The sequence below is a fragment of the Thermoanaerobacter uzonensis DSM 18761 genome, assembly GCF_900129115.1.
GTDB classification, from domain to species: Bacteria; Bacillota; Thermoanaerobacteria; order Thermoanaerobacterales; family Thermoanaerobacteraceae; genus Thermoanaerobacter; species Thermoanaerobacter uzonensis.
Genome location: NZ_FQUR01000020.1, coordinates 1 through 20,531 on the forward strand (window position 1 = coordinate 1; position 20,531 = coordinate 20,531).

At 34.2% G+C, this 20,531-nt stretch carries 18 protein-coding genes; 3 read left to right on the forward strand and 15 right to left on the reverse strand.

Annotated elements, in window-relative coordinates; genetic code table 11:
- The coding region (locus BUB32_RS10860) for an IS607 family transposase (RefSeq protein ID WP_234949280.1) at positions 1-314 on the reverse strand (314 nt) is incomplete at its 3' end.
- Positions 315-470: 156 nt separating this feature from the next.
- Positions 471-1,034: a histidine phosphatase family protein gene (locus BUB32_RS10865; protein ID WP_072969398.1), complete on the reverse strand. Its 564-nt coding sequence runs from the start codon at positions 1,032-1,034 to the stop codon at positions 471-473.
- A 423-nt stretch (positions 1,035-1,457) separates the two neighbouring features.
- Between BUB32_RS10865 and BUB32_RS10870 the strand changes: the two genes are divergently transcribed.
- The 3 genes from BUB32_RS10870 to BUB32_RS10880 all read left to right on the forward strand — a co-directional run bounded on the left by BUB32_RS10870 (position 1,458) and on the right by BUB32_RS10880 (position 3,380).
- Complete coding sequence (locus BUB32_RS10870) at positions 1,458-2,810, forward strand: MATE family efflux transporter (protein WP_072969399.1); 1,353 nt, start codon at positions 1,458-1,460, stop codon at positions 2,808-2,810.
- 63 nt (positions 2,811-2,873) lie between these two features.
- On the forward strand, positions 2,874-3,107 hold the full coding sequence (locus BUB32_RS10875) for a cyclic nucleotide-binding domain-containing protein (protein ID WP_006569383.1): 234 nt from the start codon (positions 2,874-2,876) through the stop codon (positions 3,105-3,107).
- A 78-nt stretch (positions 3,108-3,185) separates the two neighbouring features.
- Positions 3,186-3,380 carry a YgaP family membrane protein gene (locus tag BUB32_RS10880; protein ID WP_072969400.1) on the forward strand — a complete coding sequence of 65 codons (195 nt, stop codon included), beginning with the start codon at positions 3,186-3,188 and terminating at the stop codon, positions 3,378-3,380.
- A gap of 214 nt (positions 3,381-3,594) precedes the next feature.
- Here BUB32_RS10880 and rlmD read toward each other — a convergent pair whose 3' ends face one another.
- The 13 genes from rlmD to BUB32_RS10945 all read right to left on the reverse strand — a co-directional run bounded on the left by rlmD (position 3,595) and on the right by BUB32_RS10945 (position 20,460).
- Positions 3,595-4,959, reverse strand: a complete 1,365-nt coding sequence (gene rlmD, locus BUB32_RS10885) for a 23S rRNA (uracil(1939)-C(5))-methyltransferase RlmD (protein ID WP_072969401.1) — start codon at positions 4,957-4,959, stop codon at positions 3,595-3,597.
- A 355-nt stretch (positions 4,960-5,314) separates the two neighbouring features.
- Positions 5,315-7,429: a glucan 1,4-alpha-glucosidase gene (locus BUB32_RS10890; RefSeq protein WP_072969402.1), complete on the reverse strand. Its 2,115-nt coding sequence runs from the start codon at positions 7,427-7,429 to the stop codon at positions 5,315-5,317.
- A gap of 465 nt (positions 7,430-7,894) precedes the next feature.
- Positions 7,895-8,311: an acyl-CoA thioesterase gene (locus BUB32_RS10895; protein ID WP_072969403.1), complete on the reverse strand. Its 417-nt coding sequence runs from the start codon at positions 8,309-8,311 to the stop codon at positions 7,895-7,897.
- A gap of 49 nt (positions 8,312-8,360) precedes the next feature.
- Positions 8,361-10,112: a pyruvate kinase gene (gene pyk / locus BUB32_RS10900; protein ID WP_072969404.1), complete on the reverse strand. Its 1,752-nt coding sequence runs from the start codon at positions 10,110-10,112 to the stop codon at positions 8,361-8,363.
- A 22-nt stretch (positions 10,113-10,134) separates the two neighbouring features.
- Entirely contained in the window at positions 10,135-11,100 is a 966-nt protein-coding gene (pfkA, locus tag BUB32_RS10905; protein WP_042833457.1) for a 6-phosphofructokinase, read from the reverse strand.
- A gap of 76 nt (positions 11,101-11,176) precedes the next feature.
- Positions 11,177-11,374 (reverse strand): hypothetical protein, encoded by a 198-nt coding sequence (locus tag BUB32_RS10910; protein WP_029688593.1) that lies wholly within the window; start codon positions 11,372-11,374, stop codon positions 11,177-11,179.
- Positions 11,375-11,457: 83 nt separating this feature from the next.
- Complete coding sequence (locus BUB32_RS10915) at positions 11,458-14,895, reverse strand: DNA polymerase III subunit alpha (RefSeq protein WP_072969405.1); 3,438 nt, start codon at positions 14,893-14,895, stop codon at positions 11,458-11,460.
- 11 nt (positions 14,896-14,906) lie between these two features.
- Positions 14,907-16,214: a DRTGG domain-containing protein gene (locus BUB32_RS10920; RefSeq protein WP_072969406.1), complete on the reverse strand. Its 1,308-nt coding sequence runs from the start codon at positions 16,212-16,214 to the stop codon at positions 14,907-14,909.
- A gap of 51 nt (positions 16,215-16,265) precedes the next feature.
- Positions 16,266-16,532, reverse strand: coding sequence for an HPr family phosphocarrier protein (locus BUB32_RS10925; protein ID WP_003870522.1), 267 nt, complete (start codon positions 16,530-16,532; stop codon positions 16,266-16,268).
- On the reverse strand, positions 16,532-17,488 hold the full coding sequence (whiA, locus tag BUB32_RS10930; protein WP_072969407.1) for a DNA-binding protein WhiA: 957 nt from the start codon (positions 17,486-17,488) through the stop codon (positions 16,532-16,534). Before whiA ends, BUB32_RS10925 begins: the two co-directional genes overlap by 1 nt.
- Positions 17,489-17,595: 107 nt before the next feature.
- Entirely contained in the window at positions 17,596-17,829 is a 234-nt protein-coding gene (locus BUB32_RS10935) for a hypothetical protein (protein ID WP_003868318.1), read from the reverse strand.
- Positions 17,830-17,920: 91 nt separating this feature from the next.
- A complete protein-coding gene (locus tag BUB32_RS10940) occupies positions 17,921-19,645 on the reverse strand; it encodes a glycoside hydrolase family 13 protein (protein WP_072969408.1) in 1,725 nt (574 codons plus the stop codon).
- A 14-nt stretch (positions 19,646-19,659) separates the two neighbouring features.
- Positions 19,660-20,460, reverse strand: a complete 801-nt coding sequence (locus BUB32_RS10945) for a helix-turn-helix domain-containing protein (RefSeq protein ID WP_072969409.1) — start codon at positions 20,458-20,460, stop codon at positions 19,660-19,662.
- Positions 20,461-20,531 lie beyond the last annotated feature (71 nt).

Genomic DNA, 20,531 nt, shown 5'->3' on the forward strand with positions numbered 1-20,531 from the left:
TTGATTTTATTTAAAAGCTTTAATAAGCCTCTCCTGTTTTCATTTACTCCACTTGCTATTTCAGATATGACTTCATACTGCCATCCCTGGAAATTAGCGTATTCTTCAAGCCTTCTAATTTGATTCTTAAGATATTCTTCTTGTTTCTTTGTGGACACTCTTGCATACAAAACTACTTTAGGTTTTAGTTCTTCTTCCAGCATGCCTAATAATTTCTCTATATCTTCTTTTTTGTACCTTCTTCTTCCTTTTGGTGTTCTAACTGGGGTTATTAATCCTTCCTTTTCCCAGTTTATTAACGTAATTCTGCTTATATCATATAGCTATTTAACCTTTTTTATAGTTAATAACATTCATCATCATCTAATTAAAATTATATCATTTTTTACTACCAATTTTAACTGTTTTAGCCTCCCATATTAATTTCTGATACATAAAGTAAACCACAGTATGTTTATTTATATTTATATTTAAAAAATATTAATTTTTTCGATCTCTATACATTTGTCGCCATTAAACTTAAACTTTACAATCCACGGCATAACATGTTTGATTTCATTAAATTCATTATATCCAAATGATTTATCATAAAAATTGATAATAGTACTCAATATAGTACCATGAGTCCCTATTGCAATATTTTGGTTTTTATAATTCTCTAAAACTTTTTTCAGTGCTGCAATGCCTCGTTGCTGTACCTCTGATAAACTTTCACCATCTGATAATTTAAAATTAAAATCTTGCCATTGCTGTCTCGCAAAAGAATCAAAATCATCAATCCATTCACTATCAACCTTGCGTTCTCTAAAATCCAGAACAGTAATTACTGGTAGGTTAACTTTATTAGCAAAATCTACCAAAGTATCAACTGCTCGTTTATATGGACTTGATAAAATAATTTTAATATCTTTATCCATCAAATAAGCTGTGACAAGTTGTCTATCGATTAAGCCTTTATTTGTAAGAGGTCTTAACTCATCATTGTGCTCTGTATAGTCTGATTCTGCATGACGAATAAAATAAATTGTTGTCAATTAACCCACCTCCACCATATTATTTCAACATTATTCCTTAATATAATCACCATCACTTTGAAATATGGTTTCGTGATTAATTCCTCTTAGCATCATGTGGTAAATTCCCGTTTTGCTCTATTTTAGTGCTTTCCTTGGCATTTACTACTTCCTATCGTAAATCATATATATATTATATCATATTGTTAAACAAGTCCTTGTTACAATATTTTTTCATTTTCTTATTTTTCAGACAGGTCCCTCTTCCCTTCTCCTTAAGTATAAGTCTTAGTTACTGTAAATTTTCCCTTTTGTGCTATAATACTATTAGCAATTAAAAAGTGAAATTTTTGAAGAATGCAATATATGAATTTAAAAAAGGAACTAACGTAAAATAATGGATGTATAAACTCCGCCAATTCCTCAACAAACAGGAGGTGTTATATGGCAACTAAAAAAGAAATAAAAGAAATACTTAATTTAGCACTACCTGCAGTTGGAGAAATGCTACTATACATGGTAGTGTGGGTAGTAGATACGATGATGGTGGGACAATTTGGCGGTAAAGACAGTGTCAGCGCTGTAGGCCTTGCATCAGAAATTATATATACCTTCTCTAACATTTTTATTGCAATGGGAATCTCCATAGGAGTAACTTCTTATGTCGCCCGCAGTATAGGAGCGAAAGATTTTGAAGCTGCCGAAAAATACGCATCTCAAGGAATTTTTTTAGGATTTATTTTTGCTATTTTCATTTCTTTAATACTTTTTACCTTTGCAGAAAATTTTTTAATAATAGCTGGCGCTACTGGTAATGTGCTTGTCTTAGGAAGGATATTTATAAAAATTGCATCAATAGGTATTTTCTTTAATATGCTTATGAATGTATTAAACGCAATTTTAAGAGCTCAAGGAAATACAAAAACGCCTATGATAGGAGCAAGTATAGTCATATTTATTAATATTTTACTGGACTGGATTTTGATATTTGGAAGATTTGGTTTTCCTCCTTTAGGTGCAAAAGGGTCTGCAATTGCTACTACTATAGCACAAATTACTGGCTTTATATTTATAATGTTATATTACTTCAACCAAAAAATATTAAATATCGAGCTTCGTGATATAGTGAACTTTGACAGGCAAATAATTGTAGATATACTGAAACTTGCCTTCCCTGCTTCTCTTCAAGAAGCTGCCTTTGACATAAGTCGACTTATTTCAATATTCATGATAATGCACCTTGGGACAGTAGCTTTTGCAGCAAATCAAATTGCAACTACGATTGAATCTATATCCTTTATGCCAGGATGGGGTTTTGCAGTCGCTGCAACCACAATGGCAGGTCAAATGGTAGGAGCTAAAAAATATGACAGTGCAAAAAGGTATACAAATATTTCGGCATTATTTGCTGTAGCAATTATGGGTACAATGTCTATACTATTTCTGACAATACCCCATCTCTTTATAAGAGCTTTTATAAAAGATGCTGACGTAATAGCTGTCGGCATCCTTTGCCTTATGGTAGCCTCCATTGAACAGCCTTTTATGGCAGTTGGTATGGTTTATGGAGGAGGCCTTAAAGGAAGTGGAAATACAAAGACTCCATTTATTATCTCCACAATATCCAGCTGGTTTATAAGACTTCCTCTTATGTACGTAGTCATTTACATCTTAAAATTAGGAGTTGTATATGTATGGTTTGTAACAGCTATCCAATGGGCTTTTGAAGGAACTACAATGTATTTATACTTTAGAAAAGAAATAAATAAATTAAAAAGTGCAGTAAAAGATTTTTAATACGCTTTACTGCACCTTTTTATCACCATTTAAGCATTATAAAATTAACTGGGAGGTAAGAAAATGATTGACGATGGCTTAATCCATGAAATCAAAAATAAATTCCCTTTTATTAAAAACCTAAAGGATAAAAATAAGTTAGACAATTTTATGAGAATCATCAAAATTATCAAGTTGAAAAATGGAGAAAAACTTTTAGAAGAAGGAGATTACTGTACTGACATAGTTTTTGTTATAAATGGAGTAGTAAGAGTGTATAAACTTTCTCCTGAAGGAAAGGAAATAACTCTAATGTGACTTTGTCACTGAATTAAATTGTATAGTCTTGTATAATAGATATCAAGATAGGAAAAATAAATAGAGGAGGTTATAAAAATGAAAAATATTGGAAAAATTGATAAAATAATCAGATATATAATAGGAATAGCTTTGTTGAGTCTGTTGTTTTTAGTTCATAGTAACCTAAGATTTTTTGGATTAATAGGACTTGTACCAATATTAACAGCTGCTTTTGGTTTCTGCCCATTATATGCTTTATTTGGCATTAATACATGTTCAACAAAAAAATAAAAATTCAGACTGTAGACAAACTTTCGTAAAGGAGATATTTTGCAATCGGTGCGACTTGTTACAAAGCGGCAACAAAACTTAGCAAGACCAAGGGTGGAGGCAGGGCCGAAGCCACGGATGGCGGAGGCGGGCACCTTAAGGCATGGATAAATTGTGTGATAATTTTTATCAAATTAATGTGAGGGGTTAATACCCCCATTAATTTGATATGTCTTTAAAAAGTTGAAGGCAACACCAACGCCACACTTTCCACATGGTGCGTATAAGGAAACATATCAACAGGCTGAACTTCCATCGTTTTGTATCCATTGTCCTCAAGGTATCTTAAATCCCGTGCTAATGTGGAAGGATTGCAAGAAACGTATACAATTTTTTTCGGATTCATTTTTATAACTGCTTCTAAAACAGATGTATCACAGCCCTTTCTTGGAGGATCCATTATAACTACATCTGCTTTGACTCCTTTATCGGCCAACTCAGGCATTACTTTTTCCGCATCTCCTGAAATAAATTCCACATTTTTAATGCCATTTATGTAAGCATTTCTCTTTGCATCTTCTACTGCCTGGTGAACAGCCTCAATGCCATAGACAAAGGCTGCCTTTTCTGCTGCAAACAAAGATATAGTCCCTATACCACAATATATATCTATTACAGTCTCTTCACCTTTTAAATCAGCATATTCAAGGGCTTTTCCGTATAAAATTTCTGTTTGAACAGGATTTACCTGAAAAAATGACAAAGGAGATATTTCAAATTTTGTGTCTTTTATATAGTCAATAATATTATCGCTTCCGTAAATAGTTATACTTTCCTCTCCCATAATCACATTAGTTTTTTTGGTATTAATATTTATTACTATACTTTTAAGACCCCTTATTTCTTCTTTTAAAGCATCAATCAGTTGTTTTTTATATGGTATGTCCTTTCCATTAATCACAATAACAGCCATAACTTCCCCAGTTTTAAAAGCAACTCTTGTGACAATATGTCTTATCAGGCCTTTTCCCGTTTTTTCCTCATATACAGATATGTTATATTTCCTAATCCAATTCCTCACGACCCTAGCAATCTCATCACTAATCTCATGCTGTATCATACAACTTTCCACAGGCACAATGTCATGAGAACGAGGAGCGTAAAAACCTGTAACAGCTTCCCCTTCAACCATTCCAACTGGAAATTGTGCTTTATTTCTATACCGCTGAGGCTTTTCCATCCCTATGGTATCTTGGACTTTTGTATACACTTTGCCTATTCTCTCTAAATTGTCTTTGACTTTTTGTGTTTTATATTTTAACTGCCCTTCGTAGCTTAAATGCTGTAAAGAACAGCCACCGCACTTATCTGCATAAGGACATAAAGGTTCTACTCTATCACGGGACTTTTCTAATATTTCTACTACATGACCTATAACGTAATTTTTGGAAATTTTATCTATTTGTGCAACGACCCTCTCTCCTGTCAATGCTCCTTCTACAAAGACAGCCACTCCTTCAATTTTTCCAACTCCTTGGCCTTCATGGGCCATATTGTCAATATATACCTCGTATTTTTCCCCTACTTTTATGTCGTGCAATTCAAAAACGCCTCCTTCACAATTATTATACCTTTTATATAGCAAAAAATATAGGGGATAACACACCCCCACAGACTGTAAGCAAACTTTCGTAAAGGAGATATTTTGTATAAGGAGTGACTTGTGACAAAGCGGCAACAAAACTTAGCAAGACCGAAGGTGGAGGCAGGGCCGAAGCCATGGATGGCGAAGGCGGGCACCTGAGACAGGACGTCGATTGTGCCCGGTACCCTGCCGGAACCTGAAGGTCGAGTTTTAGTTTTGTAGCTTTGGAACATCGGAGCGACGATACAAAATATCTCCTTTTGAATATTTTTTTACTTTGTCAACAAACTGAGGGGATAACACATCCCCATTATTTCTTTCCTAACACATATCTATCATAAACTGATTGAGGCATATCTACAACTTTATGCTCTATATTTGAAACGAACAATACTACATACTCTGCATGTGCCCAGTTAAGAGGCGATGCAGAATCTGTAGGAAGTCCTGTATCTTCCCAAACTTGCTCAGACAACACATAACCTTGATTTGCAAAATTCTCCATTGCCTTAAGGTATTCATCAGCACTTTTACCTGCCGCTATTTCATACATACCTCTTTCACCAGTAAGAAGAGGCCATAATCTTCCTTTACCTGTGCCATGATATAGTTCTGTTTTAGAGGGCTCTCCATAGCCATCATGATTATACCTATACCAACAAGGACCTTTTGGAGTATTAACTTTTATGAGGTTGTCTACTACATAAATAGTGCTTAATATCTTAGGGTCATTGGCAGGTTTTACTCCCAACCGCACCAATTCAAGAAAACTTGGGTCTATAATTTCCTTTTGGTCATAGACTCCACCACCGTTAGCGATGCTTATTAAAAAGTCTGCATTTGGATCCGGTAGTCCTGCTATTCTTATGTAATACTGTCCATTTCCATACGGTCCTTTTGTTGTATAAGTCAGCTCATCAATTAACTTTTGCCATTTATCAGCCTTATCCAAATATTTTTGTGCACTTTCCATATCTTTATTTTGTTTTGCTATGTCCGCAGCACATACAAGTCCCGCAACTTCAGCTGCCATTGTCGCAGGTGAATATCCCCCTGCTTCTTCCCATCTTTCTTGCCCTGTTTTGGGGCCAATTTTTGTAATAAAGTCCGCAAGAGGTTTTACCAATTTTTCATACAAATCATACCGCTTTAGCTGATATGCCAGTATTATAGGGTCTGCTTGCTCATCCATTTGGATACCATTCCAATAAGGCTCCCCATTTATCCAGGTATTTTGTGGAATAAACCCATTTTTCTCTACTACCATAGTTAAAAAGTCTAAGGCTCTATTAGCAGAATCTTTGTCTCCAGCTGCAATAAAGGCATTAGCGATGTGATACAAGTCTCTTGCCCAAACTAAGTGATATCCCCCTTTATTTTCATCTCCTTGACCTTCACCCCATGGAATTGAAAGAGAAGCAATATAGGCACCTTTATTAGTCTTATCTTCACTGGCTTTTAAAATCATCATACTCGTGTAGTATAACTCATTAGCTTTCCCTTTAAAATCCTTAAGTCCATCACAGTATTTATTCCACTCAGCAATGTATATGCCAATCATTTTATCATAATTGTCCTTTAATGTACTCAAAGCAGTTTTTGCTGCCTCCTCTTCACTTTCTCCAAAAGAAAGCACTGTTTTAAACTCTGTCTTATCGCTTAAATCTATCTCTATTCCTTCAATAATATTCCCTCTTGCCTTATCAAAATGTTGTGTCATAGTTTTGTTTTTTTCTAAATCTGATATAGGGTCATTCACCTGATTATATCCTATAGAATACCCTTTCCATTTTACATCAGTTGTCAAAGCTGAATATATTTTTTCTCTAGCAGCTATAAAAACCTGTTTGTCATTTGCTTTTATAGCATAACCCTCATTGTATTTACCTTCATTAGCAATATGAGGGTCATACATAAGATAAAGTTTATAATCTTCAGTCTCTCCTTTTAGTACTTCAAATTTTGTTTTCATAATGAGGGAATTCCTTTTAGGATCAGTAAATATCTCTTTTGTAATCCTATATCTTCCCTGTTTATCGGTATTTATTAGCTTAAATGCTAAAGACCTATTGTTGAGTTTCTCCACTTTGCTCACTGTATCCTTTGTCTCATCAGAGACAAAACTTTTTCCGCCAGTTACTAAAAATTTCAAAAATTTGCTATTAGCCATATCAATCGTGGGATAGTAAACTTCTGATATTGCACCATGAGTCAAAGTAAACCATACCTTTGAAACATCATTATTTGCAGTTCCAATGCCTTGTTTTTGAGCAGATGCCCAAGTATCCTTTTTGCCAGGTGCCTGTGATGCTTCATTAGCAGTTAAGTGCTGAATTTTTACATAAGAAACATCAGAAGAACACCCTGAAAAAATAGTTATTGAAAAAATTATTAAAAATAATATCGCTAAAATTTTTCTATTCATCTAATAACACCTCCGTCTTATACCTCTATTTTATCTCAAATCATAATTTTGTGCAAACGTTTGTTATGAATAAAAAAGAAAAAATACACTTAGAAAGTGTATTGCAGACTGTAGACAAGCTTTCGTAAAGGAGATATTTTGTATAAGGAGTGACTTGTGACAAAGCGGCAACAAAACTTAACAAGACCGAGGGTGGAGGCAGGGCCGTAGCCACGGATGGCGGAGGCGGGCACCTTAAGGCATGGATGCCGATTGTGCCCGGTACCCTGCCGGAACCTGAAGGTCGAGTTTTAGTTTTGTCGCTTTGGAACATCGGAGCGACGATACAAAATATCTCCTTTTGAATATTTTTTTACTTTGTCAACAAACTGAAATACACTTAGAAAGTGTATTGAGAAAAAATCGGTTACCCTATTATTTATTATAGCTCATTTTCATAGTATTTTATACCATTTTTTATAAATTTTAATCACAGCATTTTGCGAGCATTTCATAAACCTCTGACATGACTTTTTTTAAATTGATAGGCTTTTTTTCAAGATTTGTAAAGGGATGCTCTGTATAACCTTGTGCTAAAAGTTTGTTATCCTCTTTTCGTATTATATCATATAAAAATTTAAGACGAGTTCCTTTTACAAATTCTAATCGTGTTCTTATTATTATGAGGTCATCGTATAAAGCAGAAGAAAAATATTTACACTGAGCGTCAATTACAGGTAGCATTACATTTTTTTCTTCTAAGCTTCTGTAGGACATTCCCAAAGAGCGAAAAAACTCCGTTCTCCCAATTTCAAACCAATTAAAATAATTAGAATAGTAAACTATACCCATTTTGTCTGTTTCTCCATATCGGACCCTTATCTCTGCATCCCATACATGCATGACTTAATCACCCCTTAAAAAGAAAGGAAAGACAAGAGGGAATCTTGTCTTATTTAATATTTACAATTCCTTTATACACAAATCCTCTAACTGTGTCAACCGTTACAGTCATGCCATCTTTGAGTTTAGAAGTTGCTCCTTCACACCCAACAATTACAGGGATTCCTAAGTTTAATCCCACAATAGCAGCGTGAGAAGTAAGCCCTCCTTCTTCTGTGATTATAGCAGAAGCTTTCTCTATAAGAGGCATAAAATCTCTTTCTGTCTTTGCAGTTACTATTATATCGCCTTCTCTAAATTTATCTTTATCTTTGCTGATATCATTAATGACACATACAACACCTGTAGTAGCTTTAGAACCTATACCTATTCCTCTTAATAAAACATCCCCTACTATATGTACCTTCAACATGTTGGTGGTGCCTGTCATAGCTACAGGGATTCCTGCAGAAATTACTACGATATCGCCATTTCTTATAAGTCCCGCATTTAAAGCACTTTGTATTGCAACATCTATCATTTCATCTGTAGTAGAAACCTCTTCTGTAACTAAAGGATATGCTCCCCAGACTATAGAGAGTTTCCTTGCAACACTTTCGCTTGGAGTAGTAGCAATAATCGGAGCTTGAGGCCTGTACCTTGATACCATTCTCGCCGTATAACCAGATTTAGTACAAGTTATTATAGCAGCTGCTCCTATATCTCTTGCAGTAGTACAAGTTGCATGGCTTATAGCATTTGTAATAGAAACATTTGTATCAATATTTCTATCAATGATATCTCTATATCCTACATAAGCCTCTGTCTTTTCTGCAATCTTTGCCATTGTTTCAAAAGCTTCTACAGGATATTTACCCTGAGCTGTCTCCCCTGATAGCATTATAGCATCTGTACCATCTAGAATAGCATTTGCTACATCTGTAACTTCAGCCCTTGTAGGTCTTGGATTTCTCATCATGGAGTCTAACATTTGAGTTGCAGTGATTACAGGTTTTCCTGCTTTATTGCATTTTTGTATAATCATCTTCTGAACGATTGGTATTTCTTCAAGAGGAATTTCAACACCTAAATCTCCTCTTGCTACCATTATTCCATCTGAAACCTTTATAATTTCGTCTATATTTTCTACTCCTTCGCGATTTTCTATTTTGGCAATAATTAAAATATGCTCTGCCTTATTTTCTTCCAAAAGTTTTCTTATTGCCAAAACATCAGCTGCCTTTCTAACAAAAGAAGCAGCAATCATATCAATGCCCTTTTGAATTCCAAATTCTATATCATCTACATCTTTTTGAGTCAAAGCAGGAAGATTAAGTTTTACTCCTGGAACATTTACTCCTTTATGGTCTTTTACAGGACCAGAATTTTCTACAATGCAAACTATATCTTCTCCTTTAACATCAGTAACCTTTAGAGAAATTAACCCATCATCAATTAGTATGCGGCTACCTCTTTCCACATCTTGAGGCAAGCCCTTATAGGATACACTACATATAGTTTCGTCTCCTAATACATCTCTTGTCGTAATGACAAAAGTTTGTCCTTCTTTTAATTCCACTCCGCCATTTTTAAACTTTCCTGTCCTTATTTCTGGACCTTTAGTATCTAACAAAATAGCAACAGGTAATCCTAATTCTTCTCTTATCTTTTTAATATTGTCAATTCTTGCCCCATGCTCTTCAAAATCTCCATGAGAAAAATTCAATCGAGCAACGTTCATACCCTTCTCAATTAATTTTTTTAGTATATTATAGTCTTCGCTGGCAGGTCCTATTGTACACACTATTTTTGTTCTGCGCATACCTTCACTCCCTAAAATTTATTTATATAGACAATATCTTGCTGAGCTCATAAAGTTTTCTGTTAAACTCCTTTTTCATGGAAAGGGCTTCATCTATATCATCGTCTACAATTTGATTGTTTCGTATACTTATTATTCTCTTAGTTTTATTTTCTAAAAGCAATTCCACTGCTCTTGCTCCCATTTGGCTTGCCAATACCCTATCCATCACTGTAGGGGCTCCACCTCTTTGAATGTGCCCCAAAATAGTATACCTTAAGTCTAATTTTGGTAGCCTTTCTTTAATCATTTTCGCTAGTTCTGGAGCGCTCATAACTCCCTCTGCAAGGACAATTATATGGTGAAGCTTCCCTCTCTTTATCCCGTAAGTTATCTTATCACAAAGTTCATCGATGCTCCATTCCACTTCAGGAAGTATAATCATCTCTGCTCCACCAGCTAGGCCAGCATACAAAGCAATATAACCCGCATTTCTTCCCATCACTTCTATTATATTTGCTCTTTCATGGGAAGTAGCAGTATCCCTTATTTTATTTATTGCATCAATGACAGTATTGCAAGCGGTGTCAAACCCTATTGTATAATCTGTACAAGGTATGTCATTATCAATTGTACCTGGAATCCCAATTGTATTTACATTCCATTCTTCACTTAAAAGCTGTGCTCCTCTAAAAGATCCATCTCCTCCAATTACAACGAGACCCTCTATCCCATGTTTTTGAAGGGTTTCGTAGGCTTTTTTGCGCACCTCTTTTTTCTTAAATTCTTCACATCTAGCAGTTCTCAAAATAGTACCACCTTTTTGCAATATATCTCCTACTGAAGAAAGATTTAAATCAATAACTTCATCCTCTACTAGCCCTGCATATCCCCTCATAATGCCTTTTACTTTAAGCCCATAATAAATTCCTGCCCTTACCACAGCCCTTATAGCTGCGTTCATCCCTGGTGCATCTCCACCACTTGTAAGTATACCAATCGTCTTCATAGTTTACCTCCTCATTTTATCCCACATGGACTTTAGTTGTCCCATTTTCGTTAAAGTAGCCCTTTCGGGCAAAAAATTATAAGCCATATTCAATAATAATACTTTGTGCATCTTGAGCTTCTGCCTTTGGAACTAACACTTCACAATAAGAACCTTTTTTATCTATTTTTTTATTAAGTGGACGCAATTTTACCAAAAAACCTTCTTTTGTTAAAACGTCTTTGACTTTTTCTGCTGTCTCCATATTTTGTGCCATGTATATTACCGTCCACATAAAACGGCCTCCTTAGTATTTCTAAATTATATTTTAATCTATTTTTTTGCAGTTATCAACTCAAAAATTTGCAAATGCCTATTTCAAATTACTTTGACATTTTCCTCTCCTAAAACAGCATACAATTGTTTAATTAATTCCTTACTTCCATCTACCCACAAGTCTCTATTAGCAACCAATAATTTTTTACTATTAAGCTTTAGAACTACCGGCATATTACCAGGATTTTTGCGTAATATTTGTTTAACAATCTCAATCTTTGTAGAATCCTGCAAATTAAGATAAAGTTTTTTCACTATCGCTTGAGACAACGGCTTAATTTCATCGCATAAAATTTTAGGCTCTTCTTCTTCCTTTAAACTAACCTTTCCCCTAATCACAACCGGGCTGTCTTCTTTTATTATACTGGAATACTTTTCATATACAGTTGGAAATACTATTACTTCTACAGTTCCATACAAGTCCTCAATTGTGACAAAAGCCATCATATTATTACTTTTTGTAAATTTAATTTTTTTTGTAGCTATGACTCCCGCTATCACCACTTCTTGGTTATCTTGCAATTTAGGTTGAAACATTTCCTCTTCGCTAACTTTAAAATCCAAAGTAGTGGCATTAGTAATTTTAGGAATATCATCCACATATTCTTCTAAAGGATGCCCACTTATATAAAGACCTAAAGTTTCTTTTTCCATAGACAACAATCTGCTTTTTGAAAATTCTTCTAAATCAGGAAATTCAAATTCCACACCATGACTTTGTTCTACTTCGCCAAATAAAGAAATCTGCCCATTTAAATTATTATTTCTATTTCTCTTTATATTTTCCATTAATTTGTCATATACAGACAAAAGTTGAGAACGCCGTACACCAAAAGAACTAAAAGCTCCTGCTTTAATTAAGCTTTCCACTGCTTTTTTATTTAATTGACTGTCCTGCATCCTCTCAAAAAAGTCAATTACAGATTTAAATTTCCCATTTCTTTCTCTTTCGCTTACAATTTCCATTGTCATATTTAAGCCAACATTTTTTACTGCGCTAAGACCAAACCTTATTTTATCTTCTACCACTGTAAAATAGGAATCACTCTCGTTTATATCAGGTGGTAACACTTTTATTCCCATTTTTTTGCATACTTGAACATAAAAAGCAATTTTATCTAAGTTATCCACAAAACTGTTTAAAAGTGCAGCCATAAATTCTCCAGGATAATACCTTTTCAAATATGCAGTCTGATAAGCTATAACAGCATAAGCCGCGGCATGAGACTTATTAAAAGCATAGTTTGCAAAATCTAACATCTCGTCAAAAAGCTTATTAGCAGTTGCCTCATCTAATCCATTTCTTAAAGCCCCTGGAACTATTACATTTCCCTCTTCATCAACTATCCCATAAATAAAATTCTTTCTTTCTTGTTCCATTACATCCATTTTCTTTTTAGCCATAGCTCGTCTTACCAAGTCAGACCTGCCCAAAGAGTAACCAGCGACATCTCTCACAATTTGCATAACTTGTTCTTGATATACCATGCAACCATAAGTTACGTCTAAAATTGGCTTTAAAAGAGGATGATCATAGACTATACTCTCTGGATGATTTCTATTTGCAAGATATCTTGGAATTTGGTCCATAGGTCCGGGGCGATAGAGAGAAATTCCTGCTATTATGTCCTCAAGGTTTTTAGGCTTTAATTCTGTCATAAACTGTTTCATTCCTGGAGACTCTAATTGAAAAACTCCTTCTGTTTCCCCTTTTGATATAAGTTCATAAACTTTAGAGTCATCGTACTCCATAGAATCAAAGTCTATAGTCACACCCTTGTTCTTTTTTACCATTTCAATTGTATCCCTTATAACTGTCAAAGTTCTCAGTCCCAAAAAGTCCATCTTCAAAAGTCCTAACTCCTCAAGGGTGGTCATTGGAAATTGAGTCACTATGGAATCTTCGTTTTTTTGCAATGGCACGTAATTGACAAGAGGTTCTTTTGATATTACCACTCCTGCAGCATGAGTAGAGGCATGTCTAGGAAGACCTTCTAAAGACCTGGAAATATCAATAAGCTGTTTTACTTTTTCTTCATTTTCGTATCGCGCTTTAAGTTCAGGGTTTAAAGATAAAGCTTTATCAATAGTCATTCCCAATTCAAAAGGAATCATTTTTGCAATTACATCTACCTCTGCATAGGGATAATTTAAAGCCCTTCCTACATCCCTTATAACCGCTCTCGCCGCCATTGTACCAAAAGTTATAATTTGAGCTACATTGTCCTTACCATATTTTTCTACAACGTAATCAATTACTTCTTGTCTTCTCTCATAGCAAAAATCTGAATCAATATCAGGCATGCTGACCCTCTCAGGGTTTAAAAATCTCTCAAAAAGAAGGTTGTATTTTATAGGGTCTATGTTGGTTATTCCCAACGTATAAGCCACTAAACTTCCTGCCGCAGAACCTCTTCCTGGTCCCGTCATAATCCCATTGTCTTTTGCAAACTTTATAAAGTCCCAGACTATGAGGAAATAATCTACATATCCCATTTGCTTTATTACAGAAAGTTCGTAATCTAATCTTTCAATCACTTCTTTGCTTGGATTTTTATACCTTTTGTACAATCCTTCATAACATAACTTTCTCAAATATTCATAGGAATCAACGCCTTCTGGCAAATCGTATTTGGGCAATTTCGTTTTATTAAACTCAAATTCTACATTACACATGTCTGCAATCTTCTCAGTATTTTCAATGGCCTCTTTACAACAAGAAAAAAGATTCTCCATCTCTTGTGGAGATTTTAAATAAAATTCATCAGTTGGAAAAGACATACGATCTTCATCATCAATTGTCTTCCCTGTTTGAATGCACAAAAGCACTTCATGAGCTTTTGCATCTTTTTTTTCAAGATAGTGTACATCATTAGTGGCAACTAAAGGTATTCCCGTCTCTTTGGATAGTTTTATAAGCTCTTTATTTACCTTTTGCTGTTCTAAAATTCCATGGTCCTGCAGTTCTAAATAAAAATTCCCTCGTCCAAAAACAGAGTCGTAAAAAAGTGCTGCCTCTTTCGCTTTTTCATACTCACCTCTTAAAATATAAGAGGGAACTTCTCCTGCAAGACAAGCAGTCAAAGCAATTAGCCCCTCACTATGCTCTTTTAAAAACTCTCTGTCAACTCGTGGTTTATAATAAAAACCTTCAATTGAAGCCACAGTCACTATCTTCATTAAATTTTTATATCCTACCATGTCCTTTGCCAGTAGCACCAAGTGATAATTTTCATTATCAATCCCATATTCTTTATCCTGCATGCTTCGAGGGGCTACATAAATTTCACAGCCTATGATAGGTTTTATTCCTTGGGCTACTGCTTCTTTGTAAAAATCTATTACGCCATACATCACTCCATGGTCTGTAATAGCTATGGCTTTCATGTTTAACTCTTTAGTTTTAGCAATTAAATCTTTAATTCTGCAAGAACCATCAAGTAAACTGTATTCAGAATGAACGTGCAAATGGACAAACATGATATAATCACCTAAACCATCTTTATTCTTTTTGAAAGTCTAACAGACATCAATGCCTTTGCAATTTCTTCTTTTTCATGAATGATTTGAATTTCCAACTTACTAAAATTATTACTAACTTCTATTATTTTTGCGAAAACTTCTATTAATTCTTCTGTACGCATGGGTTTAATAAAATAAACTGAGAAATTATCTAAAACCGCATCATATCTTTTATTCTGCGTTATAGCAAAAATACCTGATTCACACATTAACATCATCAAAGCACTGCTACTCACTGTACCAAATTGGTTAATCATCATCGAAGGGATCTTACCTTTAAATTTTACTCCATTTTCTATTTTTTCCATATCAAAATCTTTAAAAATTGTATCTTGAATAGCTTCACTAATCTGGGGCTGTTTTGTCGTATAATGTAGGGCCTTAATTACATCTTCCCTGCTTATAAGTCCTATCAATTCTTTGCCACGAGTCACAGGTAGTATCTCTACATTCCACCATATCATTAGATGGGCTGCATAAGAAAGCGTAGTAGTATCCGTTACAAATACAGGGTTAGGAGTCATAATACTCCCAATTCTATCATCATCCGATGCAGTGGCAATATCTCTTGAAGTTACCATACCAACTAATATACCTTTAGAATCAACAACGGGATATCTGGTATGTTTAGTCTCTGTATATAATCTTTTCCAATCTTTTACTGTTTGTTGAGGCGTCATATAGATTGGATTATATGTCATTACATCGCTGACGTACAAAATTTTTTTCCGTGTCATACTTTCATTGATCGCCTTGTTTATAAGAGTCGCTACAGTAAAAGTATCATAAGAAGTAGATATAAGCGGCAATGAAAGCTTATCCGCCAGTTCTTTTATATGAGGTAATGTATCAAAACCTCCTGTAATCATCACTGCTGCCCCTGCTTTCAAAGCCGCTTCCTGTGCATCTTCTCTATTTCCCAAAATTACAAGGTCTCCCGGTGATATGTACTTCACCATTTCATCAATGGTCATGGCTCCAATTAAGAATTTGTGAAGTTCCATCCTCATTCCCCCATGACCACCTAATACTGTACCTTCTACCACATCTGTAATAACCTCATAAGTAAGACGATCAAAAAATGGATCTTTTTGTTTTCTTCTTATAGTTCCTACTCTTGGAATCGTAGTTACAAGCATTAAATTCTCTGCATCTTTTATAGCTTTGTAAGCAGTACCTTCACTTATATGTAAAGCCTGTGCAAGACCTCTTACTGAAATTTTAGTACCTTCAGGTAAATTTTTTATATATTCCAACACAATTTCATTTTTTTTCATAACTATCATCCTTTATACAAAAAAGGTTTCTGAAAAAGAAACCTTTTTTGTTTACTCCTCACCGAATTTTGATTCAATAAGGTCTACCAACGCTTTTATAGCTGCCTCTTCGTCGTCACCTTCGGCACTTAATTTAACAACATTGCCTTGCGATACTCCAAGAGACATAATTCCCATTATACTTTTGGCATTTACTTTTTTGTTATCTTTCTCTACCCATATTTGTGAGGAAAATTTGCTGGCAGTTTGTACAAATAATGCTGCAGGTCTTGCATGAAGCCCCGTCTTATTTTTAATTTCAATCGTAACCTCTTTCATTATTTAACTCTCCTCTCTTTCAATTTCTTTGAAATTTCTTCAATCCTCCTAAGTCTATGATTCACTCCTGACTTGCCGACAGGAGGAACTAGCATTTGTCCCAATTCCTTTAAGCTCAAATCAGGATAACTAATCCTGAGTTCCGCCATCTCTTTCAAATTAGGTGGCAAATAATCAAGTCCTACTGTTTCTTTGATATAATTTATACTCTCTATTTGCCTTAAAGATGCATTAATAGTTTTGGTCAAATTTGCAGTTTCACAATTAACAATTCTATTTACATTGTTTCTCATTTCTTTGTATATTCGTATATTTTCCAAGTTCAAAAGAGCACTGTGGGCACCTATTATATTTAAAACATCAACAATTTGTTCTCCTTCTTTTAAGTATACTACATAATTATTTTTTCTTGCAATAACCTTTGAATTTAAGTCAAAAGAATTTATCAATTTGCTTAAATCTTTCCCGTGTTCTAAATTATGAGTAATAAACTCCATATGATAAGCTTTTTCAGGATCGCTTATTGAACCACCTCCTAAAAAAGCTCCTCTCAAATAAGCCTTCTTTGTTTTACTGTTTTTTACAATCTTTTTGTCTATTCCATAATTTAATTTTATATGGTCTTTTTCATAATTCAATATTTTAACTTTACCTAAAATTTCTTCGGCAATTTTTGTATCAGGCACAAAGATAAGATAGGTTAAGGTTTTTTTAAGATACTTACCTCTTCTTACCATTGTCTCAGGAATTATCCTAAATAAATCTTTTATTAACTTAAAAACTAATCTCGCCACAGAGGCATTTTCTGTAGTAAAGGTTAAAGAAATTTTCCTCTTGCCATATATCGAAATGCTGCCTATCGTCCTAATCAAAGCAGCTAACTCTGCTATTTTACTTTCTTCATCTTCAGGATAAATCCTTGCTAATTCGTCTTTTGTATCTGAAGAAAATGACATAAAGCATCACCTCAACAGGCTTATCTTTATTATACTACATTATTTCAAAAAAAAAACCCCTTTCAAAAACAAATAAATAGAAAGGGTTTTTACACTTCTATAACAAACTACAATAATTTTTTCTTTTCCCATTCAATATATTTAGGTGAATTTTTCCAATTATGTCTTTCTTCAGAATTACACCATTCCTTGAACTCTTTGTAATCTTTCCACTCTTCATATTCACTTGCTTCAACTAATTTTTTTAATGTAATAAGCTTTGTAATGTCGTAACTTCCATACAATCTCTCATAATCCTTATAGTATTGATAATCTCTGCCATAGCGGGATGTATCTTTCATACCATCACCCCTGTTTTTTTAAAAAATATAGGGGAATTTTCATTCCCCTTTATTTTTCTATCTTCATATTATTCACTTAAACTCAGATTGGTTACTTTAAAATATAGGCAGAGTTAGGTTGTAAGTAAAGGAGATTTCCACTTCTTTTTAATTCCCTCATCTTTAAAATATCTTCTTTCCCTTCTGCTTCATTCAAAAATATCACTTCCTGCTTGCTACTGTTATTTAGTACAACAATTATTGATTTACCTTTATATTCCCTCTTAAAAGCAAACACCCTTCCTATAGCATATAAAGTAGAGAAATTTCCGTATTTGAGCTCCTCATTTTCTCTTCTTATAGAAATCAGTTTTTTATAGAAATTAAAAATACTTTTATTTTGCTTTTCCTCCTCCCATATCATGCATCTTCTGCAATCAGGGTCATAACCCCCTACCATTCCTACCTCGTCTCCATAATAAATATATGGAATTCCAACAAAGCTAAATTGAAACACCAACGCCAACTTCATTCTCGCAACCATGCCATTAGCTAAAGTCAAAAACCTCTCAGTATCATGACTTCCTATTAAATTAAACATAACCCTATTCACACTATCCATATGTCTCATAAGTTGCTCTGTAATCATTGTATTAAAGCGAGAAGCACTTATTTTCCTTCTTGCAAAAAAGTCCACAACCGCATTTCTAAAAGGATAGTTCATTACACTGTCAAACTGATCCCCTCTAAGCCAAGGAGAAGCATCATGCCAGACCTCTCCCACAATTATGGCTTCCGGTTTGGCTGTCTTTACAACTTCTCTAAACTTTCTCCAAAAATGGTGATCTATCTCATTAGCAACATCCAGCCTCCAGCCGTCTATGTCCACTTCTTTAATCCAATATTCCGCTACTTCCAATAAATACTTCTGTACTTCTGGATTTTTTGTCATAAGTTTTGGCATTCTCCATACAGTATCTGCAAAAGCTTCATAGGAAGGTTTTGGATGAGTTTTAATTGGCCATTCGTATATATTAAACCAATCCCAATATTTTGATTTTTTACCATTTTTAACAACATCCTGAAATGCAAAAAAGTTATATCCGCAGTGATTAAAAACGGCATCAAATATAACTTTTATGCCATTGTCATGACATTTTTGCACAAGTTCTCTCGCTTTTTGTGTATCACCAAAGTGGGGGTCAATTGTATAATAGTCAGTAGTATCATATTTGTGGGTAGAAGGAGATAAAAATATGGGGGTTAAATAAATGGCATTTATACCCAAATCCTTTAAATAATCTATTCTATCTATTATTCCTTGCAAATCTCCTCCAAAAAAAGAATCTGCAGTAGGTTTTTCGCCCCAAGGCTTTACGCTTTCAGGGTCGTTTGATTTATCACCGTTATTAAACCTTTCAGGAAATATCTGATACACTATGCAATCGTTTGTCCACTCTGGAGCAAAAAAGACATCTTTTTCTCCTACATATGGGTAATGGAAAAATCCCCAAAACTGATTTTCTGGCCTTTTTTTATAAAATCCTGCTTCTGTATAATATAACTTTTCGCCTTCCTCAGATACCAAATAGAAAAAATACACAAATTTTTTATTAAGCTCTAAAGTAGTCTCATAATAATCAAATAACTGGTTGGTATGAGTCAATACCATTGGTTTTATTTTGAATTTTCCCAGCCAATCGTACCTGTCTTTGTATAAAACATACACCCTATCTACATCAAATACAGCAGTCTTCAGTACTATCTTTAATTGATTTTCATTCAGTGGATATGCATAAGGCATATCACTTTTATGGAATATAGCTTCTTTTATCATCTTTTTTCTCCTTTCTATGTATGTATATCTATTGTGATTGGTGACGGTGTTTGCACTGTTGGTAGCTCCTCACCATCTACAGTTATTTTAACAGCTGGCGGATAACCCATCAAGATAGTAATGCTATCTTTTACATCAAAAATTTTAGACATATCCTTTGTCATAAGGCCTTCATAAACGACATTTCCATCTACTTTTATACTAAACCAACATTTTTCGCCAGGTACACTTATTTCTACTTTATAACTTTTCCCAAATGGAACAACTTTATATTCTATTTTTTTAGAAGTCTCTGCCACTTTTTCAACCGACGTCTTTGCTGTAGGTTGAGAAACATTACTTTCCTGTGAAGAATTTGTTTTGTTCTCTGAATTTGTTGACGCTTCACTTTGATTTTGTTGTGGAATTGGTGCAAGTCCTTTTTTCACTTGATTTAGAAAATAGTAAAAACCGTATCCTATAATACCTATTATTAAAACAATGATTGCTGCTTTTTTTAAAGCCAAAAAAAATTGTGAAAAATCTCTCCTCTCTTTTTTGTAGTATGTGGTCTCTATATTAGGTATGGCTTCCTCCTCTTTCGCCTGAAACAAATATTCATACTTTTTTACTAACTCATTGCCATCTAGTCCTAAAGCCTCAGCATAACTTTTCACAAATCCCTTCGCATATACCAGTGCAGGCATTACGCTAAAATCTCCATCTTCAATAGCTTTCAAATAGCGTATCCGTATTTTAGTTATTTCTTGAATTTCTTCAAGAGTCAATCCTTTCTTAATCCTTTCACTTTTTAAAAATTCTCCCAATTCTTCCATACCTATCACCCCTTACTAACCATCCACTTATTATATATTCCACACAAAATACATTTTTCCTTCATTATTTT